At 71.8% G+C, this 25,571-nt stretch carries 21 protein-coding genes; 10 read left to right on the top strand and 11 right to left on the bottom strand.

Going from position 1 to position 25,571, the window contains the following annotated elements:
• Positions 1-904 precede the first annotated feature (904 nt).
• The 11 genes from KM427_RS05865 to KM427_RS05815 form a co-directional block, all read right to left on the bottom strand.
• Positions 905-2,374: an amidohydrolase family protein gene (locus KM427_RS05865; RefSeq protein ID WP_215526593.1), complete on the bottom strand. Its 1,470-nt coding sequence runs from the start codon at positions 2,372-2,374 to the stop codon at positions 905-907.
• Positions 2,371-2,973, bottom strand: coding sequence for a thiamine pyrophosphate-dependent enzyme (locus KM427_RS05860; RefSeq protein ID WP_215526592.1), 603 nt, complete (start codon positions 2,971-2,973; stop codon positions 2,371-2,373). Before KM427_RS05860 ends, KM427_RS05865 begins: the two co-directional genes overlap by 4 nt.
• A complete protein-coding gene (locus tag KM427_RS05855; protein ID WP_183593100.1) occupies positions 2,970-3,476 on the bottom strand; it encodes a thiamine pyrophosphate-binding protein in 507 nt (168 codons plus the stop codon). Before KM427_RS05855 ends, KM427_RS05860 begins: the two co-directional genes overlap by 4 nt.
• Positions 3,469-6,852 (bottom strand): molybdopterin cofactor-binding domain-containing protein, encoded by a 3,384-nt coding sequence (locus tag KM427_RS05850; RefSeq protein ID WP_215526591.1) that lies wholly within the window; start codon positions 6,850-6,852, stop codon positions 3,469-3,471. Before KM427_RS05850 ends, KM427_RS05855 begins: the two co-directional genes overlap by 8 nt.
• A gap of 484 nt (positions 6,853-7,336) precedes the next feature.
• Complete coding sequence (locus KM427_RS05845) at positions 7,337-7,801, bottom strand: (2Fe-2S)-binding protein (protein WP_215526590.1); 465 nt, start codon at positions 7,799-7,801, stop codon at positions 7,337-7,339.
• On the bottom strand, positions 7,794-8,429 hold the full coding sequence (locus tag KM427_RS05840; RefSeq protein ID WP_183593097.1) for a cysteine hydrolase family protein: 636 nt from the start codon (positions 8,427-8,429) through the stop codon (positions 7,794-7,796). Before KM427_RS05840 ends, KM427_RS05845 begins: the two co-directional genes overlap by 8 nt.
• Positions 8,419-9,813, bottom strand: a complete 1,395-nt coding sequence (locus KM427_RS05835) for a dihydroorotase (protein WP_215526589.1) — start codon at positions 9,811-9,813, stop codon at positions 8,419-8,421. Before KM427_RS05835 ends, KM427_RS05840 begins: the two co-directional genes overlap by 11 nt.
• A 244-nt stretch (positions 9,814-10,057) precedes the next feature.
• Positions 10,058-11,257: a zinc-binding metallopeptidase family protein gene (locus KM427_RS05830; RefSeq protein WP_215526588.1), complete on the bottom strand. Its 1,200-nt coding sequence runs from the start codon at positions 11,255-11,257 to the stop codon at positions 10,058-10,060.
• Complete coding sequence (locus tag KM427_RS05825; protein ID WP_183593094.1) at positions 11,221-12,429, bottom strand: Dabb family protein; 1,209 nt, start codon at positions 12,427-12,429, stop codon at positions 11,221-11,223. Before KM427_RS05825 ends, KM427_RS05830 begins: the two co-directional genes overlap by 37 nt.
• 21 nt (positions 12,430-12,450) lie before the next feature.
• Positions 12,451-12,948, bottom strand: a complete 498-nt coding sequence (locus KM427_RS05820; RefSeq protein ID WP_215526587.1) for an aromatic-ring-hydroxylating dioxygenase subunit beta — start codon at positions 12,946-12,948, stop codon at positions 12,451-12,453.
• Positions 12,945-14,288 (bottom strand): aromatic ring-hydroxylating oxygenase subunit alpha, encoded by a 1,344-nt coding sequence (locus KM427_RS05815; protein ID WP_215526586.1) that lies wholly within the window; start codon positions 14,286-14,288, stop codon positions 12,945-12,947. The genes KM427_RS05820 and KM427_RS05815 overlap by 4 nt, the downstream gene beginning before the upstream one ends.
• A 206-nt stretch (positions 14,289-14,494) precedes the next feature.
• Here KM427_RS05815 and fdxA point away from each other — a divergent pair, with 206 nt between their 5' ends.
• The 10 genes from fdxA (at position 14,495) to KM427_RS05765 (ending at position 25,510) form a co-directional block, all read left to right on the top strand.
• On the top strand, positions 14,495-14,794 hold the full coding sequence (gene fdxA, locus KM427_RS05810) for a ferredoxin (RefSeq protein WP_183593091.1): 300 nt from the start codon (positions 14,495-14,497) through the stop codon (positions 14,792-14,794).
• Entirely contained in the window at positions 14,791-15,789 is a 999-nt protein-coding gene (locus KM427_RS05805) for an NAD(P)/FAD-dependent oxidoreductase (RefSeq protein WP_183593090.1), read from the top strand. The genes fdxA and KM427_RS05805 overlap by 4 nt, the downstream gene beginning before the upstream one ends.
• Before the next feature lie 93 nt (positions 15,790-15,882).
• Entirely contained in the window at positions 15,883-16,689 is an 807-nt protein-coding gene (locus tag KM427_RS05800) for an IclR family transcriptional regulator (protein ID WP_215526585.1), read from the top strand.
• 219 nt (positions 16,690-16,908) lie between these two features.
• The gene (locus tag KM427_RS05795; RefSeq protein WP_215526584.1) at positions 16,909-18,504 is read left to right on the top strand and encodes an ABC transporter substrate-binding protein; all 1,596 of its coding nucleotides are present in this window, start codon (positions 16,909-16,911) and stop codon (positions 18,502-18,504) included.
• Positions 18,505-18,601: 97 nt separating this feature from the next.
• Entirely contained in the window at positions 18,602-19,576 is a 975-nt protein-coding gene (locus KM427_RS05790) for an ABC transporter permease (RefSeq protein WP_215526583.1), read from the top strand.
• On the top strand, positions 19,573-21,471 hold the full coding sequence (locus KM427_RS05785; RefSeq protein ID WP_215526582.1) for a dipeptide/oligopeptide/nickel ABC transporter permease/ATP-binding protein: 1,899 nt from the start codon (positions 19,573-19,575) through the stop codon (positions 21,469-21,471). Before KM427_RS05790 ends, KM427_RS05785 begins: the two co-directional genes overlap by 4 nt.
• A complete protein-coding gene (locus tag KM427_RS05780) occupies positions 21,468-22,442 on the top strand; it encodes an ABC transporter ATP-binding protein (RefSeq protein ID WP_215526581.1) in 975 nt (324 codons plus the stop codon). The genes KM427_RS05785 and KM427_RS05780 overlap by 4 nt, the downstream gene beginning before the upstream one ends.
• On the top strand, positions 22,439-23,251 hold the full coding sequence (locus tag KM427_RS05775) for a MaoC/PaaZ C-terminal domain-containing protein (protein ID WP_215526580.1): 813 nt from the start codon (positions 22,439-22,441) through the stop codon (positions 23,249-23,251). Before KM427_RS05780 ends, KM427_RS05775 begins: the two co-directional genes overlap by 4 nt.
• Positions 23,251-24,891 carry an AMP-binding protein gene (locus KM427_RS05770; RefSeq protein WP_215526579.1) on the top strand — a complete coding sequence of 547 codons (1,641 nt, stop codon included), beginning with the start codon at positions 23,251-23,253 and terminating at the stop codon, positions 24,889-24,891. The genes KM427_RS05775 and KM427_RS05770 overlap by 1 nt, the downstream gene beginning before the upstream one ends.
• A gap of 34 nt (positions 24,892-24,925) precedes the next feature.
• Positions 24,926-25,510, top strand: a complete 585-nt coding sequence (locus tag KM427_RS05765) for a TetR/AcrR family transcriptional regulator (RefSeq protein ID WP_215526578.1) — start codon at positions 24,926-24,928, stop codon at positions 25,508-25,510.
• Positions 25,511-25,571 lie beyond the last annotated feature (61 nt).

Raw genomic sequence — 25,571 nt, 5'->3', positions numbered from 1 at the left:
GCGGGCCAGCGTTCGCTTGGACGACGAAACTCGCCCGCGGCGCCGTGCCCGTCGTCCCGCCGTCATCACCGGCCGCAGGTTCACCAAGGGATGACGGTCAGACCACGCATCCCTCGACGAACTGAGCCAGGGAGGCGCGACGTCGACTTCATCCCTTGATGAACCGTCAGTCGATCCAGGCACCGGGGCGGTGGTTTTCGAGACAGGCGCTAGCGCGCCTTCCTCAACCACCGTGCGCCGGACCACGGTGGTTGAGGAGGTTGCGCTAGCAACCGTCTCGAAACCACCCCTCACGCCGAACCGACCACAGGTCGGCGTCCTCCCGATAGGCGCCGAACGGGTGCGCGGGAGGAGCCGCCAAGGGCGCGAAGCGGCGAAGCGGACCCTTGACGGTGCAGGACGCGCACCCACACTGGCGCCGCCGGGAGGACGCCGACACTCGCACGCGCGGGGCGGGTGGTTTCGAGACAGGCGCTAGCGCGCCTTCCTCAACCACCGTCACGCCACAGGCGCTAGCGCGCCTTCCTCAACCACCGTGCGCCGGACCACGGTGGTTGAGGAGGTTGCGCTAGCAACCGTCTCGAAACCCACTCACCCAACGCGCGTCCCGACCACAGGTCGGCGTCCTCCCGATAGGCGCCGAACGGGTGCGCGGGAGGAGCCGTCAAGGGCGCGAAGCGGCGAAGCGAACCCTTGACGGCTCAGGACGCGCACCCACACTGGCGCCGCCGGGAGGACGCCGACACTCACGTCCCGGACAGGTGGTTTCGAGACAGGCGCTAGCGCGCCTTCCTCAACCACCGTGGGCGCGCCTTCCTCAACCACCGTGATCCCGGCGGGTGGTTTCGAGACAGGCGCTAGCGCGCCTTCCTCAACCACCGTCGCCAGACCGCTCCCGGTCGGATCAGTGGCAGGTGCCGACCGTGCCGCCGACGGCGGCCTCGACCTGCTCCAGGATCGGGCGGACCTCCTCGAAGCGGGCGAGGCGGTCGGGGAGGGTGCTCCAGATCCGGGCGGCGATCTCGCGCGCCTCGGCGCGGATGGCGTCCTCGTCGATCGACGTGAAGCGGCGGTCGACGAAGACCCCCTCGCCCGCCACGTAGACGCTGCGGACGGCGGAGCCGAGCTCGGCGTAGGCCAGCTGCTGGCGCAGTTGCTCGGCCGGGGCCGGCCAGACGTAGCCGGTGTCGATCACGGTCAGGTCGGCGGCGGCGCCGACGGCGAGCCGTCCGACGTCGGCACCGAGGGCGGCGGCGCCGCCGTTCCAGCACATGCCGAGCCCGTCGACCGCCGTGGGCCACGTCGAGGGCGGACCCTGCACGCGGTGCAGGATCGTCGAGAGCTTCAGCGTCTCGAACATGTTCTGCGTGTCGTTGCTCGAGGCGCCGTCCGCGCCGATGGCGACCTTCGCGCCGGCCTTGAGCAGCGCCGGCACGGGCGCGACGCCGGCGCCGAGCTTCAGGTTGCTCGCCGGGTTGTGTACGGCGACCGCGTCGGTCTGCGCGAAGAGCTCGATCTCCTCCGGGCTGAGCCAGATCGCGTGCGCGAACGACGCCCACTCCTGCAGCGCGTCGAGCTTGGCGAGGAACTCCACCGTCGAGACGCCGTAGCGCTGCTGGGCCATCGGCACCTGCGAGGCGGCGGACAGCAGGTGCGTCTGCATGCGTACGCCGCGACCGCGGGCGGTCTCGACGCTGGCCTCGAAGAGCTCGGTCGAGCAGCGCGGCAGGGACGACGGCCCCAGCAGCGGCTGCAGCAGCGGCGACCTGCCCTGCCAGCGGTCGACGAACCGGTTCGCCGCAGCGAGCACGACGTCCGGTGCGGCGACCGGCGGCTTGCGCAGGCCGGCGCCGCCCGGCACGAGGTCGACCGGGATCGACGAGAAGAAGTCGAGGTCGGAGTACTGGATCGCGACGTTCGCGCGGAAGCCGAGGTCGGCGTACGCCTGCATGATCGCGTCCATGCCGTCGTCGACCCACTCGTTGTCGGAGCGGGCGCAGTCGAGCACCGAGGTGGCACCGCTGCGCACCATCTCCAGGGCACCGACCATCGCCGAGACGTAGAGGTCGCGCGGCGAGAGCCGGGCGCCGGCGCCGCCGTAGCTGGCGACGACCATCCAGGCGTCCAGCGGCAGCGCGTCGCACAGCCCCTTCTCGATGGTCTGGTTGGAGTGCGTGTGCGAGTTGACCAGGCCCGGGATCACGATGTCGCCCCCGAGGTCCACCTCGGTGACCGGGCCACCGTCGGGCCGGTACCGCTCGGCGGCACCGGGACCGAGGTCGACGATGACCCCGTCGGTCACGACGAGGTCGCCGATCTCGCCACCGTTGTCCAGGTCCAGCAGTCGGCCGTTGCGCAGCAGCAGCGTGCTCATCTCATACCCGTCCTTGTCGCTTCCCATCTGGCCAGCTCTTGCTGGAAGATCACCCGGGCCTCGGCACCGGAGTGCTCGCCCGGCCCGCCGTACGGCGAGGCCTCCTGGTCGACCTCGGCGACCAGGAGCGCCGGCCCGGAGGGCGTCGCCAGCAGCTCGCCGACCGCGGCGCGGATCTCCTCCCGGCTCGCGGCCCGGTCGAGCCGGCGGACCGCGGGCCAGCCGGCGCCGGCGGCGATCGCCGCGAGGTCGGCGCGGCCGGCGGCGGCCAGCGGCTGCCCGCCTCCGGTCTCGTAGCGGCCGTTGTCGAACACGATCACCCGCAGGTTGGCCGGCGCCGCGTCGGCGACCGCCAGCAGCGAGCCGAGGTTCATCACCAGGTCGCCGTCCCCCTCGAGCAGCAGGAACTCCAGGTCGGGCCGGGCCAGGGCCGCGCCCAGAGCCAGCCCCGGGGCCGCGCCCATCGGGTCCGAGCCGTAGAAGGTGGGGTTCGGCCCGCCGTGGTCGCGCCACGCGCGCCCGGCCGTCCCCAGGCTGGTGAGGACGACGTGCTCGGGCGCCAGCTCGGCGATCGTCTGCGCCAGGACCGCGCGCCTCATGATCCGGCTCCCAGCAGTGCGTCGCGGGAGCAGAGCAGCACGGTGGGCCGTCGCTGCAGCCACGCCTGCTCGCTGGCCCGCTCGAACAGCCAGTCGTCGGCCGGGCCGTCGACCCGGTGCACGCTGAGGCCGATGGCGTCGGCGACGCCGGCGGTCACCTGTCCCTTGTACATCTGGTAGAAGAACCCGTCCTCGGCGCCGCCCCGGGCGGCGGCCACGATCAGCAGCGGCAACTGGTGGTGGAGCGCGAAGGCCGCCAGCACGTTGGCCGACAGCAGCACCCCGGCGTTCTGGCACAGCACGGCGGCGCGCTTGCCCATCAGGGCCGCGCCGCCGGCCACGGCCATCGCGTCGTCCTCGCGGCTCACCCGCACGTGGGTGATCCGCGGCTCGGCGATGACCCGGTCGATCAGCGGGGTCAGCCAGCTGTCGGGCAGGTACGCCGCGAGCTCGACCCCGCCCGCGCTCAGCCGGCTGACGATCTGCTCGGCGCGCTCACTCATGGCCGACCCCCAACGCCCGCTCGGTGACCTCGCGGGCCAGGCCGACGGCGGCGTCGAGCTTCCACCGGTTCCCGGGCAACGGATGCGCTTCCCACTCCAGCTCCTTGTCGAGTAGCGAGGTGACGATGTCGGCGGTCGGCGTCGTGCCCGCGAGCTCCGCGCACAGGCGCCGCGGCCGCCACGGCGTGGCCGCCAGCCCGCCGAAGGTGTAGCGGACCGACGCCCAGCGGCCGTCGGGGTCCGGCGAGACGCAGAGCGCCACCGAGACCAGGGCGAAGTCGCCGTCCCACTGCTGCAGCTTGGCGAACGCCCCGACCCGCTCGGCGACCCCGGCGGGCAGCAGCACCGCCTCGACCAGCTCGTCGCGGCGCAGGTCGAGCTCGGCGGGGCCGACGTACAGCTCCGCGAGCGAGATCTCGCGCGAGCCGCTCGGTCCCGTGAGCCGCACCCGGGCGTCGAGGGCGTCGAAGACGGTGGCCAGGTCGGACGGCGTCACCGCCTGGCAGCGGTGGCCGCCGATCGCGGCGTGGTGCAGCCGGTGGTCGCCCTGGACGGCGTAGCAGGGGCAGCTGACCCCACCGCGCTTGTAGCAGTCGAAGCCGTTGCGGAAGAACCAGCAGCGCTTCTCCTGGCCGAGGTTCCCACCGACGGTGGCCACCTCGCGGATCTGCGCGGACGCGATCGTGCGCACCGCCTCCGCGAGCATCGGCACCCTGCCCTCGGCCCACGCGGCCAGCTCGGCGAGCGTCACCGCTGCGCCGATCCACCAGCTGCCGTCCGGCTGCTCGTCGACGTTCCGCATCGTGGCGATGCCGCCGGTGCCGACCAGCACGGTCGGGAAGGTCAGTGCCTGGTCACGCTGGACCAGCAGGTCGGTGCCGCCGCCGATGACGGCGGTGTCCGGCGCGGCCAGCTCGGCGACCGCCTCCGCGACGGTCCCGGGCCGGGTCACCTGCTCCACCGGGCGCGGCGTACGCCGCCGGGCGAACCGGGTGCCGAGGCGGTCCAGCAGGAGGTGCAGGCCGTAGGGGTACAGCCGGCGGAACAGCTCGATCTGCCAGCGCGAGGGCCGGCGGGCCAGGTGGTGCCGGCGCGGCCGCACGCCGTCGCGCTCGCGGAGCGCCGCGAGCACCACGTCGGGGGTCAGCGGCAGCTCCCGGAACCGGATGCCGGTCGCGTCGTAGACCGCGTTGAGCAGTGCCGGAGCGGCCGGGATCAGCGCGATCTCGCCGACGCTCTTCGCATCGAACGGACCGGCCGGCTCTGGCCCCTCGATCAGCGTGACGTCCATCGAGGGCACCGTGGTCGCCCGCGGCAGCGGGTAGTGGAGGTAGCCGTCGTTGACGAGCCGGCCGTCCTCGTAGATGAGCTTCTCCCCCAACGCCGCGCCGAGGCCCTGGATCGCGCCGCCGACGATCTGGCCCTCGACCAGCGCCGGGTTGATCGCCCGCCCGATGTCGTGCACGGCGGCGTAGTCGACCACCCGGATCACACCGGTGCCGGGGTCGACCTCGACCTCGATCGCGTGCGCGGCGTAGGCGTAGGTTGCGGAGATGTTCGGCCGCGGGATGCCGGTCCAGTAGGGCTGCATCTTCGGCTCGACGTACTCCGTGTCGATGCGCAGCGACCCGTCGACCGACTCGTCGGCGAGGTCGACGAGGTCCTCGATCGCGACGCTGTCGGCCGCCGAGGCGACCCGGCCGTCACGGACCTCCACCTCGGCGGTGCCCAGCTTCTCGGCACCGAGCTCGCACAGCCGCGCGGCCACCGCCTCCGCCGTCTGGCGTACGGCGTGGCCGCCCATGTGGGTGCCGCGCGACGACCACGCGCCCATGTCGGGCGGGGTCTCGTCCCAGTCGGCCATGATCACGCTGACCCGGTCCATGGGCACGCCGAGCACCTCGGCCGCGATCTGCCCGAGGATCGTGCGCTGGCCGGTGCCGGCGTCGGCGCCGCCGAAGCGGACCACCACCTCGCCGGTCGTGCGGACCTCGATCCCCGCGGCGCTGGTGTTGCCGCCGGGGTAGGCGTAGGAGCCGCTGGCGTGCATGCCGGACGACACACCCACTCCACGCAGCGGCCCCGCGCCGGGGCGCACCCGGCCGCCGTTGCGCTTGGCGTCCCAGTCGATCCGCTCGCGCACCTGGGCGAGGCACTCGCGCAGGCGGTTGGAGCCGATCTGCGAGCCGGAGAGCTGCGTCGTGTCGGGCAGGCCAGAGTTGTGGATCCGGAACTCGATCGGGTCCTGACCGCACTTCTCGGCAAGCTCGTCCATCGCGGTCTCGAGCGCGATCGCCGTCTGCGGCTGGCCGTAGCCGCGGAACTGACCGCCGGGCACCAGGTTGGTGTCGACCAGGCGGGCGTCCCAGCGGACCGCGTCGGGGCGGTACATCGAGCCCAGCTGCTTGATGCCGGCCCGCATCACCGAGGGGCCGTAGTGGTTGTAGGCGCCGTTGTCGACGTCGATGACCGCGTCGAGGAAGCAGAGCCGGCCATCGGCGTCGGCGTGCGCCTCGAGCGTCGTCTCGAAGGCGTGCCGCGGCTTGGTGAACGCGAACTCCTCGGCACGGGTGAGCTCGATCAGCACCGGACGGCCGCACTTCATCGACAGCGCGGCGGCCAGCGCCTCGTGCTCGGAGATCTTGGACTTCGAGCCGAAGCCGCCGCCGACCGCGACGTCGCGGCAGACCACCTGGTCGAGCTCCAGGCCGAACAACGCGGCGAGCTCGTGGACGACGAAGTGCGGCGCCTGGCTGGAGGTCCACATCTCCAGGCGCTCGTCGTGCCACCACGCGATGGTGGTGTTCGGCTCCATGCAGGCGTGGGTGACCCGGGGGTAGCGGAAGGTGCCGCGCGTCGAGACGTGCGCGTTGGCCTGCGCGAGGTCGACGTCGCCCCAGTGCTCGGCGGTGGCGACGGCGACGTTGCCGCCGTCGGCGCGCCGGTGCAGCTGCGGGGCGCCGGGGGCGAGCGCGTCGGCGACGGTCAGCACCGGCTTGCGGCGGCGGTAGCGGACCTTGATCCGCCGGACCGCCTCGTCGGCGGCTTCCGCGGTCTCCGCCGCCACGGCGGCGATCTCGTGGCCGACGTACAGCACCCGGTCGACGGCGAGCGGCGGCCGGTCGGAGTACGGCGCGCCGCTGTGCTCGTAGAGCCGACCGGCCGGGAAGTCCGCGGCGGTGATCACGGCGTGCACCCCGGGCACCCGCAGTGCCGCGGAGACGTCGAGCCCGCGCAGGTCCGCGTGCGGCAGCGGCGAGCGGAGCACCCGCGCGACCAGCGTCCCCTCGGGCGGCTGGTCGGCGGCGTACCTCGCCGTGCCGGTGGTCTTCTCCTGCCAGTCCAGCGGCCGGACGGACCGGCCGATGGCGCTCATGGCCGGGCCTCCGCGGCACGCGCGGCGGTGAGCCAGCAACCATCCGGAGCCCCGAAACGGTTGCCCACGCACCGCCGACCGGACGCGGCGCCCGGCCGCGGTGAGCCAGCAACCAACCCGTCCCCCACAACGGTTGCCCACACACCACCGACCGACACAGCGCCCGGCCGCGGTGAGCCAGCAACCAACCCGTCCCCCACAACGGTTGCCCACACACCACCGACCGACACAGCGCCAGGCCGCGGTGAGCCAGCAACCAACCCGTCCCCCACAACGGTTGCCCACACACCGCCGACCGACGCAGCGCCAGGCCGCGGTGAGCCAGCAACCAACCCGTCCCCCACAACGGTTGCCCACACACCGCCGACCGACGCAGCGCCAGGCCGCGGTGAGTCAGCAACCGACCCGAGCCCCGAAACGGTTGCTGACGCACCGCCGACCGGGGCGGTACGGCCCCTTGCCGGGCGGCGTGACATCGGGCTTCTCATCGAAGCTCCCGACGGCTCGATGCGACCGCGCACACGGCGTCGACGATCTGCCGGTAGCCCGTGCACCGACAGACGTTGCCGGACATCTCACGGACGATCTCGTCGCGGCTGCGGTCGACCCGCTCGCGCAGCACCGCCTCGGCGCGCACGACCTGGCCCGGCGTGCAGAAGCCGCACTGGAAGGCCGCGTGGTCGGCGAACGCCGCGCACAGGTCCGCGCCCGCGTCACCGAGACCGGCCGCGGTGGTGACCTCGTCGGTCACCAGCGCGGCCAGCATCGTGCAGGACATCACCGCCCGGTCGCCGACCAGGACGGTGCAGGCGCCGCACTCGCCCCGCCGGCAGGCGCCCTTGGGTGCGGTGTTCCCGGTCGCCCGGAGTGCGTCGAGCAGCGTCGCTCCGGGCGGGCCGGCGGGGACGACGGCGCCGTCGACCCGGAGCGTGCCACCCGACTCAGCCATCGAGCGCGGCGGTCAACCCAGTCAGATCGGTGACTACTCCGTGGAAGCGCTCGATGCTCGCCAGGGTCGCGGCATGCGCTGCGTCGTCGGAGTCGGCTACGCACTCGGCAGGTACGACGACATCGAAGTCGCGTGCGTAGGCGTCGCGGATGGTGGAGTCCACGCAGAAGCTCGTCGTCGTGCCGGTCACGACCAGCACCTGCACGTCGCGCATCCGCAGCTCGACCTCGAGCGTGGTCTGGAAGAAGGCGCTGGACCGGTGCTTGACCACGACCTCGTCGCGGTCCTCCCGGACCGCCTTCATCTCGTCGAGCAGCTCGGCGTCCCAGGTGCCCCGCCGGCAGAGCTCGAGCTTGACGCCGCGACGCTCCAGGTGGGAGGGGATCCGGCGCCGGCTGCGCAGCACGTCGTCGTCGTAGTGCACCTGCTGGGTGAACCACACCGGGATGTCGAGGCGGTGCGCGAGGTCGATGGTGCTGACGACGTTCGGGATGATCCCCTGCGGGTTCTTCACCGCGTCCGCGCCGAAGGCCTGGCCTCGCGACCCCTCGGGGTGGCAGAAGCCGTTCTGCATGTCGACCACGAGCAGGCCCACGTCTCGGGGGTCGAGCTTCACGCTAAGCGGCATGCCAGTTCCTCTCCTTGTCCTTCTCCGGTTCGGGCTTCTCGACGACCTGGCCGCTGCCCGGCTCGGCCAGCACCTTGCCGTCGCGGTAGATGACGTCTCCACGTCGCATGGTCAGCGTCGGCCACCCCCGTAGGCCGACGCCCTCGAAGGCGCTGACGAACTCGCTCTGGGTGACGTCCGGGCCGACGACCTTCTCGGTCTCCATGTCGACCACCACGAGGTCGGCGTCGGCGCCGACCTGGATCGCACCCTTGCGCGGGTAGAGGCCGAAGAGGCGGGCCGGGTTGTAGGCCATCGTCTCGGCGACCTTCTCGATCGCGATCCGGCCCTGGTGCACGCCCTCGGTGAGGACGACGGGCAGCATCGTGGCGAGGCCGGCGAAGCCGGGCGCCTCCTCCCAGATGCCCTTGCCGGACTTGGGGATCGGCACGTGGTCGGAGCCGATGGTCGAGATCCAGCCCTCGCGCAGGCCGCGCCAGAGCTCGGCCTGGTGCTCCTCGTTGCGCAGCGCCGGCGCCACCTTGCCGATCCCGGAGCCCGCGGCCGAGAGGCGCGGGTCGTCGGCGGTGAGCGCCAGGTAGTGGGGGCAGGTCTCGAGCACGACGACGCGGCCCTTGCGCCGCGACTCGGCGGCGGCGTCGACGGCCATGCCGACGGTCGTGTGCGGCACGTAGAGCGGGCACTCCTGCAGGTCGGCCAGCCAGATCGCGCGGAGCAGGTCCTGCTCCTCGACGAAGTCGGGGCGCGACGCGGTGTACGCCGCGAGGTCGTCGCCGCCGCTCTCCTTCACCTTCGCGGTGAGGTGGCAGACCAGCGAGTCGTCCTCGCAGTGGACCATGCACCAGCCGTAGGGGCCGAGCTCGCGGATCTTCTCCATCGCGGCGTAGAGCACGGCGTCGTTGACCGAGACCAGGCCGATCGGGTTCCCCGGCTCGTAGCCGCCCATGTAGAACTTGAAGCTCGTGACGCCGAACTCCTCGGCGTACCGCGGGATCTCCTCCACCTGCTCCATCGTGGAGATGATGAAGTGGAACTGGGTGTCCACGAGCATCCGGGTCTTCGCGGTCTCGAGCTCCGCCGGGAAGGTGTCGAGGAACGTCGACGGGGACCGGCGGTACTGCAGCACGGTGGTCACGCCGCCGACGGCCGCGCACGCCGTCTCGGAGGCGAAGATCTCCGAGAGCGGGCGTCCGCCGCCCAGGTGCACGTGCGGGTCGACGATGCCGGGCAGCACGTACCTGCCCTCGCAGTCGATCCGCTCGTCGGCCTCCGGGAGCACGCTCTCGTCGGCGATGGCGACGATGCGGCCGTCCTTGACGGCGACCGCGGCGTCGAACACACCGCTCGGGCTGACGATCCGCCCGTTGGCGACGATGGTGTCCACGCGCATCTGACCTCCAGTTCTCGCTCCGCGGAGCGAAACCTCGCCTCGAAGACGCAGTGGCAGAAGAGTCTCGGGTGGCTGTCGGCCGCACACCCGGCGCGCCACGCGTCAGGGCTTCAATCGATCCTCCGGCCGGAGGACGATGCCGTCGTCCCCGAGCCTAGTGATGGCCGCCACGCCATGTCAAGCATGCGTGATGACATCTTGTAATGCGATACATGTGACCCCGACGCGGCGGCTCCGATCACGGGGCGTGCGCACCGCCCAGGAGCGCCTCGTAGAGCCGTTGATAGCGCTCGAGGACGGCGAGCTCGACGACGTCCCGGCGCGGATCGGAGCTCGATCGTACGCTCTGCGGTCCGACCCGGACGGTGTCGATGCCGTGCTCGCGCAGCACCACGCCGTCGGTGGTGCCGGTCCAGCCGACGATGTCCACCGGCGGGGTGTCGAAGACGTGCTCCCAGGCGTGCTCGGCCGCCGTCACGATCGGTGCCCGCTCGTCGGTGGCCTGGGCGTCGTGCAGCCACTCCACCTCGACGTGCGCCGAGCAGCCCTCGAGCGGGCCGCCCGCCAGCACCGCGTGCAGGGTGGCGGTCAGCTCGGTGGCCAGCCGCGAGCCGCGTTCGCCGGGCACCGTGATGACGTACAGGTCGAGCAACAGCTCGGCCGGCAGCAGGTCCGGCTTCTCGGTCCACCCGGCCCGGATCGCACCGATCCCGGCCTGGGCGCCGACCCGGCCGAACGGCGCCCGGCTGGCCAGGTACCGCTCCCGCCAGGTCTCGACGGCATCCAGCGCCAGGCCGGCATGGCGCACGATCCCGCCGGCCGGCAGCGCCGTCTCCGGCAGCATCGAGACCCCCGGACGGCCGGTGACCCGGACCCGCAGGAACGCGGCGCCGGGCTCCGCGGTGATCAGCCCCGGCGGTCCGCCCTTGGCGACGATCGCGGACTCGATCGGCGATGCGGTGGCCAGGAAGGCCCGGACTCCCTCACCGTGCCCGCCACGCCGATGGGTGCCGCTGCCGGCGATCAGCAGGGTGCCCCGCCCGGCACGGGCGAAGGCCGCCACCGCAGCTGCCACCGGCGCCCGGGCCACCCCCAGGCAGAAGCCCTCCGCGACCCCGTCGGCGATCCGCAGCGGGGCCGGCGGGTCGGTGCGACCGGTCACCTCGGGCGCACTCCGGCCGTCCCCGTCCAGGGAGGTGTCCAGGTGGGAGTAGAGCAAGGGTCCCGGACCGCAGCTGGCCACCAGGTTGGCGCCCTCGGCGCCGTAGGGCTGAACCGTCCACTCGATCGCCGGCCAGCGCCGGGCGCACCAGGTGGCCAGCGCCGCGGCCGCGAGGGACTCGCGGCCGCGGGGTGCCGGCGTCTGGTCGAGCACGCCCAGGAGCTCGACCAGGTCCTCGGTCAGAAACGACCCCAGTCGTCGGACGCCGGTCGCCACACGTCGATGTTGCGCGGGTCGGCGGGCATCTTTCGAGCGCGGTGCGTCTCGTGCTCCTCGGGCGTGAACACCCGGTGGCTGTCGCAGAGCTCGAAGCGCGGACCGAACTTGGTGTCGTGCAGGTAGAACGCGATCGACGTCGACGCCGAGTGGTTGACGATGTCGGAGGCGATCGGCGCACCCTTGTAGAGAGCGCGGGCACGCATCCGCATGACGTGGTCGAGGCTCTTCATCGCGAAGCAGAGGTGCGCGACGTAGTGCTCGTCGTTCTTCTGGATCGCGAGGCTGTGGTGGTAGCGGTCCTCGCAGCGCAGGAACGTCGCGGACCCGACGATGTGGTCGGAGGCCAGGAAGCCCAGCACGTCCATGTAGAACTCGAGCATCTCCTCGTACTTGGTGGTCGCGAGGAAGGGGTGCACCAGGTCCAGCGGACGGATCTCGATGTGTGGCGGCTCGGCGTACTCCTGGAACTCGGTGAAGAGCTCCACGATGAGGCCCTCGGGGTCCTTGACGGCGAAGCCGTTGTCGCACAGCGCCTGCTGGCGCTCCTGCAGGGGCAGCACCTCGAGCCCGGCGGCGACCACGCGCTGCCGGATCTCCTCCAGGACCTGCTCGCTCTCGACGCTGAACCCGATCGCCGTGGTCCAGCCGTCCTCGCGCTCGGGCGCGCTGATCAGCTCGATGGCGTGGTGCTCGATGTCGGCACGCAGGTAGGCGTACTCGTCGGTCTGCTGCTCCAGCTGGAGGCCCACGTGGTACTGCAGGAAGTCGATCGTGGCCTGCATGTCGGGCACCTCGATGCGGGCGTACTCCATGCCGAACGGCCCGCGCGGACGCTGGTTCACACGTCCCTCCCTTCCGTCGCCGGCACCGGGCCGGTCGTATTCGTAGGCGACGATGGCCTGGTCGGCGATCACCGGGCGCCACTTGTCCCGCACGAAGGCCTCGTGCGAGTCACTGTTGAGGTAGGCGAGCAGGTCCTGCTCGTCGTCGAAGTCGACCGCCATCCCGTGCGAGAACCTCTGGTCGCGGCTGGACAGGTTCGTGCCCATGGACCAGTTCTGCATCTGCGGATACGTGTCGGGGAACGTCGCGAGCTCGGCCAGGATCTCCTCGCGCTTGAACTCGGTGACCTCCTCGCCGAAGCGGAAGAGCAACGTGTGTCGGATCATCGAGCCTCCTTAGTGGATGAGCTAGAGGATGAAGGAGAGCCGGGCGCCGAGCTGCAGCGCCTCGTGCACCAGCAGGGTGCGGCGCAGCCGGAACTTCAAGCCGTCCGCACCGGACACCAGGACGTGCTCGTAGCGACCCATGTAGGAGTCGAAGTGGCCGTCACGGGCTCGGGAGACGATGAAGTTCGCCTTCACCACCAGCGTGTCGTCCTCACCCGGGGCGAGGCGCACGTTGGAGATCATCCGGTGGGTGCGCGAGTGCGGGTTCTCGGCGTGGGCCTTGCGGGACTTCAGCCGCTTGACCCGGGCCTGGATCAGGTCGTAGTCGTCGTCGACGAACGAGCCGCCCGTGTGCAGCGACCAGCCGCGGTAGTCGGTGGTCGGGATCTCGTAGCGGGCACCCTCCTCGAAGAGCGCGAGCCAGCCGTCGTAGTTCCAGGAGTCCAGGATCTCGGCCTCGGCGTAGAGGAAGTCCTCGACCTCGCTGCGGGTCACGGTGCGGATGTCGGTCTGCGTCATGGCATTTCCCTACCTTCCAGGAACGACGCGGGGCGGTCGCCGGTCACCTCGAGGCCGGCGTCGAGCACCTGCTCCCAGTGCCGCCAGAAGCCGCGCATCGCGCCTTCGTCGATCGATCGGCCCTGCGTGCCCTTGACCTCGTCGGCCAGGCCGCGGGACATGTCGCTGAAGTCGAGCTCGCCGGCGCCGCGAGTGGCCTCGATGCCACGCTGCACGGCCTCGTAGGCCTCGATGTCGTCGGGCGTGGCCAGGCCACCGGGGCCGACGAAGCTGACGACGGTCTTCATCCGCAGGGCGCGGGACTCGGGGTCCTCCTCGCGCGGCACCAGCTGCCAGGCCCGCACGTCGGTGTGGCCCGGTGCGACCGGCTCGATCTGGCGGATCGAGAGTCCCTCGATGTCGAAGAGCAGCAGGTTCGGGAAGACGAACAGGATGTGGCTCTCGTCGGCGACGTAGTGCGCGCGCTTCTCGCCGAGCCGTTCCACCATCTCGGCGCGGTGCTCCTCGGTGCGCTGCTTCTCGGCCTCGCCGAAGCGCGGCTCCCAGATCATGCTGATCCGGCCGCCGTGGCCGGTCAGGACCAGCAGGGAGTGCCCGTTGCCCAGGTTGTAGGCGTACTGGTTGTCGTCGGTCACCGCGAAGCCGTTCTCGCGCAGGTACCCGACGAACGTGTTGTGGGTCGGCGAGAAGTGGTAGCCGTCCATCGCGTTCTCGACGGCCAGCTTCCAGTTGCCGCGCACGCTGTAGAGCTGGACGCCCGGCAGCGTGGTGACGCCGCTGGCGTGCTGCTCCTCGATCATGGTCATGTACTCGGCGGCCTCGCCGAGGTGCTCCAGCAGCGGCGGCACGTCGGGGTTGAACGAGATGAAGACGTAGCCCTCGTGGATCTCCAGGCGGGGCACCGAGCGCAGCATCATGTTCTTGCGCAGCGCGTCGAGGTCCGCGTACGCCTCGTCGTCCGGGATCGCCGCCACGGTGCCGTCATTGTTGAAGGTCCACGCGTGGTAGAAGCACTGGAACCGGCGCTGCGAGCCCTCGGTCTCCCGGCAGAGCACCGTGCCACGGTGCGGGCAGGAGTTCAGCCAGGCGTGCACCTCGCCCTCGCTGTCGCGGCAGAAGATCAGCGGTCGACCCGCGATCGTGCGCACCTTGAAGTCGTTGGCGTCGGGGATCTCGGTCTCGTGCCCGAGGTAGAGCCAGGTCCGCAACCAGATGTCGACCCGCTCGCGCGTGAAGACCTCCGGAGACCGGTAGGCCTCCCGGTTGACCCGGAACGTCAGCCGATCCCAGTCCTCCACGAGCATGGGACCTGCCACTCGCTCGGACGCCTCGTCTGGCATGCCAATCGCTCCTTCTCCCTCGTCACCCTGAGTTGCTAATTGCGAGATGCCATCTCGCGATGTGACATAGCATCGCCGCCGCGCGATGGACTGTCAAGGGCCGCCCGGAAAGCGCCGACGGGTTGACGTGGCGGCCGAATGGGCTCATCCTCCTATCTTGTAATAAGAGACGCTGTCTCGTCTTACGTAAACGAATCGGAGTCCCCGTGCCCTACGTGATCACTGCTTCCTGTATCGACGTGATGGACCGGTCGTGCGTGGAGGAGTGTCCCGTCGACTGCATCTACGAGGGCAACCGGATGCTCTACATCCAGCCCGACGAGTGCGTCGAGTGCGGCCGCTGCGAACCGGTCTGCCCCCAGGTGTCGATCTACCACCACGAGGACCTGCCCGAGGAGGCGCGGGACTTCGAGCGGATCAACGCCGAGTTCTTCGCCGACCTGGGCTCCCCCGGCGGGGCCCGCAAGGTCGGCGACATCGGCGCGGACCACCCGGACGTCGCATGAGCACCGCCGACGAGACGACCCCCGGGACGGTCTACGACGTCGACATCCTGATCGTCGGCGCCGGCCCGACCGGCCTCTACGGCACCTACTACGCCGGCTTCCGCGACCTGCGGGTCGCGCTGATCGACGCCCTCCCCCAGACGGGCGGACAGGTGGCGGCGCTCTACCCGGAGAAGGCGATCCACGATGTGGCCGGCCTCCCCGCCGTGCGCGGCCAGGAGCTGGTCGACTCCCTGCACGAGCAGGCGCTGTCGGCCGACCCGCTGCTGCTGCTCGGGCGCACCGCCGTCGGCCTGGAGGAGCACGAGGACGGCGTCGAGGTCACCACCGACACCGGCGAGCTGGTGCGCGCCAAGGCGGTGCTCATCACCGGCGGCATCGGCAGCTTCACGCCGCGCGAGCTCCCCGTGGGGTCGGAGTACCTCGGCCGCGGGCTGCGCTACTTCGTGCCCCGGCTCGCCGAGCTCGCCGACCAGGACGTGCTCGTCGTGGGCGGCGGCGACTCCGCGCTCGACTGGGCGCTCGGCCTGGAGCCGATCGCGCGCAGCGTCACGCTGGTCCACCGTCGACCGCAGTTCCGCGCGCACGAGCGAAGCGTGACACAGCTGCACGAGTCGGGCATCGAGGTCCTCACGCCGTTCGAGGTCGCCAAGGTGTCCGGCGACCCCGGCATCGACGAGGTCGTGGTCGAGACGCGCGACGGCGACCGGCGCACGCTCGCCGTCCAGGCGGTGGTGGCGGCCCTGGGCTTCATCGCCGACCTCGGACCGATCGAGGGCTGGGGCCTGGAGCTGCACCGCCGGCACATCCTCGTCGACCGGACGATGCGGACCAACCGCACGCGCGTCTTCGCCGCCGGCGACCTGGCCCACTACGACGGCAAGGTCAAGCTGATCTCGATCGGCTTCGGCGAGGCGGCTCTGGCCGTGAACCACATCGCCGCGCTCGTCCGGCCCGGGACCGCACTCAATCCCGGACACTCCTCCGACCAGTGACGGTCCGTCGGAACAGATCCATGTCGAGCGTCGCCCACGCGCGGATCGTCATGGGATACTCCGCCTGGCCCGCAACCTAAGAATCGAAGGCGCATGAGTCCCCAGAAGAACGAAGCAACGCCGTCTGCAGAGACGACGAGGGCCACGCCCACGATCCAGACGGTGCAGCGCGCCGCCGTGGTGCTGGGCTCCTTCACGGTGACCAAGCCGTTCCTGAGCCTCAACGAGATCACCAGCTCGCTGGGCACCAGCAAGGCCACCGCACATCGCTATACCAAGGCGCTGCGCGCCGCGGACCTGCTGCGCTACGACGAGCGGACCTCGCTGTTCTCCCTGGGGCCGCAGGTGCTCACCCTGGCGGCCGCTGCCCGGGCCGGACTGCCGATCGTCGCCGCCGCGGAGCCGTACATGGAGGCCCTGCTCAAGCGGGTCGACGAGACCGTGGTGCTCAGCGTCTGGGACGGCGAGTCCGCGATCGTCGTCCGGTCGCTCGACAACACCGCCCGGAGCATCCGGATCAGCGTCAGCGTCGGCGCCCGGCTCGACCCGCTGCACTCGGCCCAGGGTCGGGTCTTCTCCTCGTTCCTCTCGCCCGAGCAGGTGCCCGGCCTGGCCCGCGCCCTGCGGCGCGAGCCGGAGCTGATCGCCGAGCTCGAGACGATCCGTGAGCGCGGGGGTCTGTCCCTCAACTCCCCCGACGTCAACGGCCTGCGCACGATCGCGGCGCCGATCTTCGAGGGCTCCGCGATCACCGCGACCATGGCGATCGTCGGCACCGCCACGTCGGTGCCCGACGAGCTCACCCACCCGATGGCGCAGGCGCTCGTCGAGACGACCCGTGAGCTGTCCAGCGGCCTGGGCGACAGCTCGGCGTTCCAGCAGGAGACCAGCGCGCGGTAGCAGCACAAGGGCCGGCCCCGAGCCGGCTCGCCCGCAGGAGGCGGTCCGGATCATCCGGACCGCCTCCTGTCGCGTGCGCCCCGAGTCGCCGGGGCGCCCGGGTCGCGCCCGGTGCCCGGCACTGGCTTGGCGAACCCCGTCGGGCCGTCTATCGTCCTCCTGACAACCCTACTGAATATTCGGTAGGTTGGTCGCTCCCGAACTCCCCGGAGGAAACAGATGGATGCTGGACGCACTCACCCGCTTGCTCGCCGACTCGGGCGCTGGCGGCTCGGGGTCACCACAGCAGCAGCGTTGGGCCTGGTCGCCGCGACGGGATGCTCCGTCGACGCGGAGGAGAAGGCCACGAAGGGACACGTGGTCATCCGGATGTCGGATGACTACAACACCCTCGACCCGGCCCTCAACACGGGCCTGTTCATGGCGAACAACATGCAGATGTTCCTCTACGACCGCCTGGTCGAGGTGAACGAGGCGGGCGAGATCGTCCCGCACCTGGCCAGCGAGTGGGAGGTCACCCCGACCCGCGCGACGCTCACCATCCGCGACGACGTCACCTGCTCCGACGGGACCGAGCTGCTGCCCGAGCACGTGGCGGCCTCCCTGCAGCGGCTCGCCGACCCGAAGACAGAGGCCTTCTACCGGGCCCGGGTCTTCGGCGAGGGCGGCGCCAAGGCGATCACCGGCGACAACGCCGCCGGGACGGTCACGATCGAGCTGAAGCAGGGCTACAGCGACCTGATGCTCGGACTGGCCCAGTTCGCGGCGTCGATCGTGTGCCCCGCCGGGCTCGACGACCCGGGCATCCTCAAGACCGGGGCCGCCGGCACCGGGCCGTTCGTGCTCGACGACGCCAAGCAGAAGCGCGGCATCAGCTACGGCATGACCCGGCGCGACGACTACGCCTGGGGCCCGCAGGGGTACGAGAAGGTCGCCGACGGCGCACCCACCTCGGTCACCTTCCGGCACGTCGAGAGCGCCTCGACCGCGGCCAACATGATGACGACCGACGCCGTGGACGTCGCCTACTTCAACGGCGCCGAGATCAACCAGCTCTCCAAGTCGAAGGGCCTGTTCAAGTTCGAGGCCTGGGACAACGGCGGCACCGGCCTGCAGTTCAACCAGGCCGACGGGCTGCCCGGATCGGACCTGAAGTTCCGCGAGGCGATCATGATGGCCATCGAGCCCGACGCCTACAACCAGGCGGCGACCTTCGGCACCGGCCGAGTCTCCCCCACGCCGTACACCTTCAACCTGCCGTGCTTCGACGAGGCCAACGGCACCGGCATGCCCCAGCACGACCCGGAGAGCGCCAAGGCGCTGCTGGCCGAGATCGGCTGGCAGGAGGGGTCCTCGGGCCGGCTCGAGCTCGACGGCAAGCCGACCAAGATCCGCGTCGCCGGCTTCGCCGACCAGAACTCCGGGCCGGACTACCTGCTGGCCGCGCTCGAGGAGCTGGGCTTCGAGGTGGACTTCGCCAAGCCCGACCTCAACGGCTGGGTGGACATCGTCTTCAGCCAGGGCGCCTGGGACATCGTCCCCTACCCCTACTCCTCCAGCTTCCCGAGCCCGGGCCTGTTCACCAGCAACGTCGAGCAGATGAACTTCGAGAACGACGCCTACTGGGAGGCCGTGGAGGCCGCCGGCGCGGCGGCACCCGAGGACGCCTGCACCCACTGGTCGGAGGCCGAGCGGGCACTGGTGGAGCACCGCGACACGATGAACCTCAGCGTGCCGGTGAACACCTGGTTCGGCAACGACGTCGAGTTCATCGCGCCCAACAACCTGATCTGGCCGATGTCGCTCACCAGCTGATCCCGCCCGGCTGGCCCATCGGCCCAGCTGACTCGTCGGCCCAGGTGGTGTGGTGCGGGGCTCGGCCGCACCACACCACCACCGGAAAGGAACCCCCGTGAGCCACGCCCGTGACGTGTTCACGTCGCCGGTCACTCGCTATCTGCTCCGCCGGGGCCTCTCCCTGGTGGTGATCCTGGCGATGCTGGTGGCGATCGCCTTCCTGCTGGTCCACCTCACCCCGGGCGACCCGGCGCGGCGGATCGGCGGGATCGAGGCCGACGCCGAGCAGGTGGAGGCGATCCGCGCGCGCCTGGGGCTGACCGCCCCGCTCCACGAGCAGTTCCTCGACTACGTGCGCGGCCTGCTCACGCTCGATTGGGGAACGTCCTTCGTGAAGGGTGAACCCGCCTCGGACCTGCTGCTGAGCCGGTTCCGGGCGACCGCCCAGCTGGCCGGCACCGCGATCGCGCTCACGCTCGTGGTGAGCATCCTCGGCGGACTGCTGATGGCGGCGCTGACCCGGGGCGGGCGGCGACCGCGCCTGGAGATCTCCTTCAGCGCCCTGACCGGTGGCGCGGCCGCGCTGCCGAGCTTCCTGGCCGGCACCTTCCTGGCCTACCTGCTGGCCGTGCGGCTCCAGTGGCTCCCCGTCGCCGGGGCCGAGCAGGGAGCGCTCTCGATGGTGCTGCCGGTGCTGGCGATCAGCCTGGCGCCCACCGCGATCCTGATCCGGGTGGTGCGGCTCGAGGCGCTCAACGCCTTCGACCAGGAGTTCGTCGAGGTGGCCGAGAGCCGTGGGGTGAGCACGCCGGTGATCTGCCTGCGGCACGTGCTCCCGCACACCCTGACCAGCGCGCTGACCATCGGCGGCCTCACCTTCGGCATGCTGCTGGGCAGCACCGTGGTGGTGGAGAACGTCTTCGACTGGCCGGGCCTGGGCCCGACGCTGGTGGAGTCGGTCTCCAAGCACGACTACCCCGTCATCCAGGGCGCGATCCTGCTGCTCGGCGCCAGCGTCATCGTGGTCAACGCGCTCGTCGATGCCGGCCTGGTGCTGATCGACCGTCGCTCGGTGGTGGGTGCGCTGTGACCACCCTGCGCGACGCCAGCCGGGCCCGCCGGCGTACGGCGTGGACCCGCTTCCTCCGCTCGCCCGGCGGCCTGTTCTCGCTGGCGATCCTCGCCGCGCTGGTGCTCACCGCGATCTTGGCTCCCGCGCTGCTCTCGGAGCAGGCCGACACCCGGGACTTCCTGAGCGCCAGCCAGGGCCCGAGCCGGGAGCACCTGCTGGGCACGGACGCGCTGGGCCGCGACGTGCTGGCCCGCACCCTCGTGGCCACCCGCCTCTCCCTGGTGATGGCGGTGGTCGCCACCGCCATCGGGTCCGGACTGGGCATCACGCTCGGCGCCGCCCTGGCGCTGGCCCCGGGCCGGGTGCGCAGCGTCGGCGCCCGGACGCTCGACGGCATGCTGGCCTTCCCGTCGGTGCTGATGGGCATCTTCGTCGCTGCGCTGCTCGGCCCCGGCACCACCTCCGCGGTGCTGGGCATCGGCATCGCGCTCACCCCGCAGTTCGCCCGGATCACGATGAACAAGACGCTCAGCCTGGTGGCCGAGGACTACGTGCGGCTCGCCGAGGTGATGGGCGTGCCGCGCCGGCTGGTGGTCGTGCGCCACGTGCTGCCCAACATCGCCGAGTCGATCGGCGTGATCACGCTGGTCACCATCGGCGAGGCCACCATCGCCGTGTCCTCGCTGAGCTTCCTCGGCCTCGGCGTGCGGGCGCCCGACTACGACTGGGGGCAGCTGCTCACCGACGGGATCACCAGCTTCCAGCTCACGCCCTGGGCGGCGCTCGCGCCGGCCGCGATGATCACCCTGGTCGGCATCTCCACCAGCCTGCTGGGCGACGCCGTGGCCCGGGTCCTCAACCAGAGCGCACCGCGGGGCCCGATCCGCCGGCGGCTCCGTGCCGCGGCCGCGGCCGTCCCCGGCCGGGCGACGGCCACGCCGACCGACCCCGACGCCGTGCTGAGCGTGCGCGGGCTGCGCGTCGAGGTCGACACCGCCCACGGCGTCGGCGCCCCGGTGCGCGACGTCTCCTTCGACATCGCTCCCGGCGAGATGGTCGGCGTGGTGGGCGAGAGCGGCAGCGGCAAGACGATGACGGCGCTGGCCGTGGCCGGCCTGCGCGGTCGGCGTACGAGAGTCAGCGGCGAGCTGGCCGGCGCGGCCGCCCGCCGGCGCCCGGGGTCGGCCACACCGGCCTCCGGCGACGAGCAGCCGATCGCCTTCGTCTTCCAGGACCCGATGTCGTCGTTCAACCCGCTGCTGCGCATCGGCACGCAGGTCGCCGAGGGCGCACCGCGCGGGCTGAGCCGGGCGGAGCGCGCCCGCCTGGTCGAGCGCCGCTTCGCCGACGTGCACATCTCCGCCCCGGCCCACCGGATGCGGCAGTTCCCGCACGAGCTCTCCGGCGGGATGCGGCAGCGGGCCATGATCGCCGGCGCCCTGCTGGGCGAGCCCGCGCTGATCGTCGCCGACGAGCCCACCACGTCGCTCGACGTCACCACCCAGGCGCAGATCATGACCATGCTGCGGCAGATCAACCAGGAGCGGTCCACCGCCGTGCTGCTGATCTCCCACGACATCGCGCTGGTCTCGCAGAACTGCCAGCGGATCCTGGTGATGTACGCCGGCCGCATCGTCGAGGAGCTGCCGGCGAGCCGGGTGCAGGACGCCGCGCACCCCTACACCCGCGCGCTGGTCGCCGCGACGCCGGCGATGTTCGGACGCGCGGAGGAGCCGCTCGCCGACGCCGGTCCCCCACCCCCGGTGACCGCGCCCGACGCGGGCTGCGCGTTCGCCGCTCGCTGCCCGCTGGCCACCGAGATCTGCCACCGGGAGATCCCCGGCCCGACCACCCTCGCCTCCGGCGGGCGGGTGGCCTGCTGGCACCACGACGAAGCAGAGGTGACCTCGTGACCACATCCGCGGCGCTCTCCGTCGAAGACCTCAGCATCGCCTACGGGCAGGGCCGCAACCGGTTCGTGGCCGTGCGCGGGGTGACGCTCGACCTGCCCCTGCGGGGCACGCTCGGCCTGGTCGGCGAGTCCGGATCGGGCAAGTCGACCCTGGGCCGCGCGGTCGCCGGCTTCCTGCCCGTCGATGCCGGCACCATCGGCTCCGGTCCGGAGCGGCCCCGCATCGGGGTGGTGCTGCAGAACCCGCGTGCGTCGTTCAACCCCCGGATGACCGTGCACCGCGCGCTGCTGGAGGCCTGGGAGACGGTGCCGGCCGGGCAGCGACGCCTCCGCCGCGAGGAGGTCGGCGCCCAGGTGCTCGCCGACGTCGGCATCGGCGCCGACGCGCTCGGCCGCTTCCCGCACGAGTTCTCCGGGGGGCAGCTGCAGCGGATCGCCATCGCCCGCGCGCTGGCCGCGCAGCCCGACGTCCTGGTGCTCGACGAGGTCACCTCGGCCCTCGACGTAGGCGTGCAGGCCACGATCCTGAGGCTGCTGCGCCGGGTGCAGGAGCGGTTCGGCCTCACCTACCTCTTCATCTCCCACGACCTCGCCGTGGTCGCCCAGATGTCGGACGTGGTCGCCGTGATGTACGTCGGCCGCCTGCTCGAGGTCGGGCCCGTCGCCGACGTGCTGCAGCGACCCCGGCACCCCTACACCCGGGCGCTCCTGGACTCCGCGCCCCGGCTGGGCGCGCCGCTGGCGAACGCCGCGACCCCGGTCGAGGCCGACATCCCCGACCCGCGACGGCCCCCTCCGGGGTGCCCCTACTGGACCCGGTGCGCCCACGGACCGTTGCGGCACCCCGACCGGGAGATCTGTCGCACCGAGGTGCCGCCGGCCGCCCGCTCGGACCGCGACGCCCAGGTCGCCTGTCACTTCCCGCTCCGTCCCGACTCGGACCCGCCCCACGAAGGAGAAGCAGCCTCATGAACGCCCATCCCGCCCTCGGTCTCGACCTCGGCACCCGGACCGTCACCTACACGGAGCAGGACGCGATCCTCTACGCCCTGGCCGTCGGTGCCCCGGCCGCCGAGCTGGACCTCGTCTTCGAGCGCGACCTGCGGGTGCTGCCCACCTACAGCCTGGCGCTGGGTCGCTGGGGGATGGAGGAGCTGCGCCGACGCGGCCACTTCGACGGCGCGCAGGCCCTGCACGGCGCGCAGACGCTGCGGGTGCTCGCACCGCTGCCCACCTCCGGAGGCATCGAGATCTCCGCCGAGGTCACCGCCGTCTGGGACAAGGGCGGCGCGGCGCTCTTCGAGGTCACCACCCGCAGCGCGTACTTCGAGGCCGTCTCCACCGTCTTCGCCCACCACCGCGGTGGCTGGGGCGGCGAGCGCGGCCCCGCCTCCCGTCGTACGCCGGAGACGGCGCCGGCCCTCACCCGGACCTTCGCCACCTCGCCCGACCAGCCGGCGCTGTACCGGCTGACCGGCGACCCGCACCTGATCCACATCGACCCCGAGGCCGCCCGCGCCATCGGCGCGCCCCGGCCGATCCTGCACGGGCTGTGCACGCTCGGATTCGCCACCCGGGAGATCGCCGACGCGCTCGGCGTACGCCCCCATGCGCTCGCCGGGCTCCAGGTCCGCTTCTCAAGGATGGCGCTGCCGGGCGAGGAGCTGACGGTGCGGCTGTGGGACGAGGAGGACGGCGGGCGTCCCTTCGCGGTCAGCTCGACCGAGGGCGAGGTCCTCTCCGGTGGGCTGATCTCCTTCGGCGCCGAGGCGGCCGCCTGATGCCGGCGACCGTCCCCGCGCTGCTCGCCCGGACCGTCGCCCGCGTGCCGGACCTGCCGGCGCTGGTCGACGGCGAGGTGCGGCTGACCTGGTCGGAGCTGGGGCACCGGGTCGACCTCGTGGCGCGCTCGCTGATCGCGCTGGGGGTGGAGCGCGGCGACCGCGTGATGCTGCTGGGGCCCAACGACCATCGCTGGATCGAGGCATCCCTGGGCGCCCTGTCGATCGGCGCCGTGGTGGTGCCGGTCAACACCAGGTACAGCGGCTTCGAGGTCCTCGACCTGGTCGAGCGCACCCGGACCAAGGTGCTGCTGACCGTGGCCAGCTTCGTGGGCCACGCCTACCTGTCGGACATCCGTACGGCGGCGCTGGCGGAGCACGGCTCCCCCGGGACGGACGACCGCGGACCGGTGCCCGGCGTACCCGGGCTGGCGGCGGTGGTCGAGTGGGACGCCCACCCGGAGTCCGGGCGGGACGCGCACGAGCAGGTCCTCGACTGGGAGCGGTTCCTCGCCCTGGCCGACCGGGTGCCGGCGTCGACGGCCGCTCAGCGCGGCACCGAGGTGTCCGGGGACGACCCGGCGGACATCGTCTTCACGTCGGGGACGACGGGCCGCAGCAAGGGTGCGGTCTCGCTGCAGAGCCACACAGTCGGCTGCGCGCTCGCCTGGGCGGAGAACGTCCGGGTGACCGACGAGGACAACTACCTCATCGTCTCCCCCTTCGCGCACACCTTCGGCTACAAGGCCGGGCTGCTGGTCTGCGTCGCCACCGGTGCCACGATGCTGCCGATGGCGACGTTCGACACGGCCCGGGCTCTGCGGGTCGTGCGAGAGCAGCGGATCACGGTGCTGCCCGGGCCGCCGACGATCTTCCAGATGATCCTGGACCACCCGGACCGGCCCGCTCCGTCCGCGTGGGCGTGGCGGGTCGCGGTGACCGGAGCCGCGACCGTGCCGATGCGGCTCGTGGAGCGGATGCACGAGGAGCTGGGCCTCGAGGCCGTCGTCACCGGGTACGGCCTCTCCGAGGCCGTCACCGTCACGATGACCGCCTACGACGACCCGCCGGCGCGCGTGGTGAGCACCGCCGGCCGCCCGATCGCGGAGTTCGAGCTCCGGATCCGCGACGAGCAGGGCCGGGTGCTCGCGGCGGGGCAGAGCGGCGAGGTCGAGGTGCGCGGCCCGCACGTGATGGTGGGCTACCTCGACGATCCCGAGGCCACGGCCGCCGCCATCGACGACGAGGGCTGGCTGCGCACCGGCGACATCGGCCTGGTCTCGGCGGACGGCTACCTCACCATCACCGACCGGATCAAGGACATGTTCACCGTCGGCGGCTTCAACGTGTACCCGGCCGAGCTCGAGCACGTGCTCTCGCGTCTGCCCGGCGTGGCCGAGTCCTGCGTGATCGGAGTGCCCGACGAGCGCCTGGGCTCGGTGGGCAAGGTGTTCGTCATCCGCACCGCCGACTCCGGCCTCACCGCCGAGGAGGTGACGCGGTTCCTCTCCGGCCGGGTCGCCAACTTCAAGGTGCCTCGACGGGTCGAGTTCGTCGACGACCTGCCCCGCAACCACGGCGGCAAGGTGCTCAAGAGGCTGCTGATCGAGGCAGAATCGTCCGGCAGCGTGTCGAGCTAGTGCCGTGACACTAGAGATCGGAACCCAGAGGACCATGCCGTCGCATTCCAGGCGCGAGGAGATCCGACAGATCGCCGCGCGGCTCTTCGCCCAGCAGGGCTTCAAGAACACCACCATCAAGCACATCGCCGACGCGGCCGGCGTCCGCTCCGCGACGCTCTACCACCACTTCTCGTCCAAGGAGGCGATCGTCGACGAGATCCTGCGGTCGTTCCAGGACGACCTGTTCGGCACCTACGAGTCGCTGCTGGCCAGCACCCTCGACCCCCGGGACAAGCTGGTGCGGGCGATCGAGGCCTCCTTCAACGCCACCGAGCTGGAGCGGGACGCCGTCACGATCTTCGAGAACGAGGCCGAGTTCCTGGGTCAGCAGCCGCGATTCGGCTACCTCGCCGAGCGCAACGCCGACTCCCGCGCCTTCTGGACCAGCCTGCTCGCCGAAGGCGTCGAATCCGGGGCGCTGCGCCCGGACCTCGACCTCGACCTCGCCTACCACCTGATCCAGAACACCGTCTGGGTGGCGCCGCGCTGGAGCCGCGGCGACGGGGCGTCGGGCACCGAGCAGATCCGGGACGGCTTCCTCGCCATCTTCTTCGACGGGGCCACCCCCCGCGCGTGACCCCCGTGACCCCGCCCAGCCGGCCGAGGTACCGGCCCTGCCGCGCGGAGGGTGAGCCACG

This window comes from Nocardioides sp. LMS-CY (genome assembly GCF_018732145.1).
GTDB lineage: Bacteria > Actinomycetota > Actinomycetes > Propionibacteriales > Nocardioidaceae > Nocardioides > Nocardioides soli.
The sequence above is the reverse complement of the archived record's forward strand: the minus strand, read 5'-3'. Positions and strand labels throughout refer to the sequence as shown.

What these genes read in the sequence shown, in the direction of transcription:
- KM427_RS05865 (WP_215526593.1), bottom strand. Translation starts at nt 2,374, where the DNA reads ATGAGCACGCTGCTGCTGCGCAACGGCCGACTGCTGGACCTGGACAAC.
- KM427_RS05860 (WP_215526592.1), bottom strand. Translation starts at nt 2,973, where the DNA reads ATGAGGCGCGCGGTCCTGGCGCAGACGATCGCCGAGCTGGCGCCCGAG.
- KM427_RS05855 (WP_183593100.1), bottom strand. Translation starts at nt 3,476, where the DNA reads ATGAGTGAGCGCGCCGAGCAGATCGTCAGCCGGCTGAGCGCGGGCGGG.
- KM427_RS05850 (WP_215526591.1), bottom strand. Translation starts at nt 6,852, where the DNA reads ATGAGCGCCATCGGCCGGTCCGTCCGGCCGCTGGACTGGCAGGAGAAG.
- KM427_RS05845 (WP_215526590.1), bottom strand. Translation starts at nt 7,801, where the DNA reads ATGGCTGAGTCGGGTGGCACGCTCCGGGTCGACGGCGCCGTCGTCCCC.
- KM427_RS05840 (WP_183593097.1), bottom strand. Translation starts at nt 8,429, where the DNA reads ATGCCGCTTAGCGTGAAGCTCGACCCCCGAGACGTGGGCCTGCTCGTG.
- KM427_RS05825 (WP_183593094.1), bottom strand. Translation starts at nt 12,429, where the DNA reads ATGATCCGACACACGTTGCTCTTCCGCTTCGGCGAGGAGGTCACCGAG.
- KM427_RS05820 (WP_215526587.1), bottom strand. Translation starts at nt 12,948, where the DNA reads ATGACGCAGACCGACATCCGCACCGTGACCCGCAGCGAGGTCGAGGAC.
- KM427_RS05815 (WP_215526586.1), bottom strand. Translation starts at nt 14,288, where the DNA reads ATGCCAGACGAGGCGTCCGAGCGAGTGGCAGGTCCCATGCTCGTGGAG.
- KM427_RS05805 (WP_183593090.1), top strand. Translation starts at nt 14,791, where the DNA reads ATGAGCACCGCCGACGAGACGACCCCCGGGACGGTCTACGACGTCGAC.
- KM427_RS05800 (WP_215526585.1), top strand. Translation starts at nt 15,883, where the DNA reads ATGAGTCCCCAGAAGAACGAAGCAACGCCGTCTGCAGAGACGACGAGG.
- KM427_RS05795 (WP_215526584.1), top strand. Translation starts at nt 16,909, where the DNA reads ATGGATGCTGGACGCACTCACCCGCTTGCTCGCCGACTCGGGCGCTGG.
- KM427_RS05775 (WP_215526580.1), top strand. Translation starts at nt 22,439, where the DNA reads ATGAACGCCCATCCCGCCCTCGGTCTCGACCTCGGCACCCGGACCGTC.
- KM427_RS05770 (WP_215526579.1), top strand. Translation starts at nt 23,251, where the DNA reads ATGCCGGCGACCGTCCCCGCGCTGCTCGCCCGGACCGTCGCCCGCGTG.
- KM427_RS05765 (WP_215526578.1), top strand. Translation starts at nt 24,926, where the DNA reads ATGCCGTCGCATTCCAGGCGCGAGGAGATCCGACAGATCGCCGCGCGG.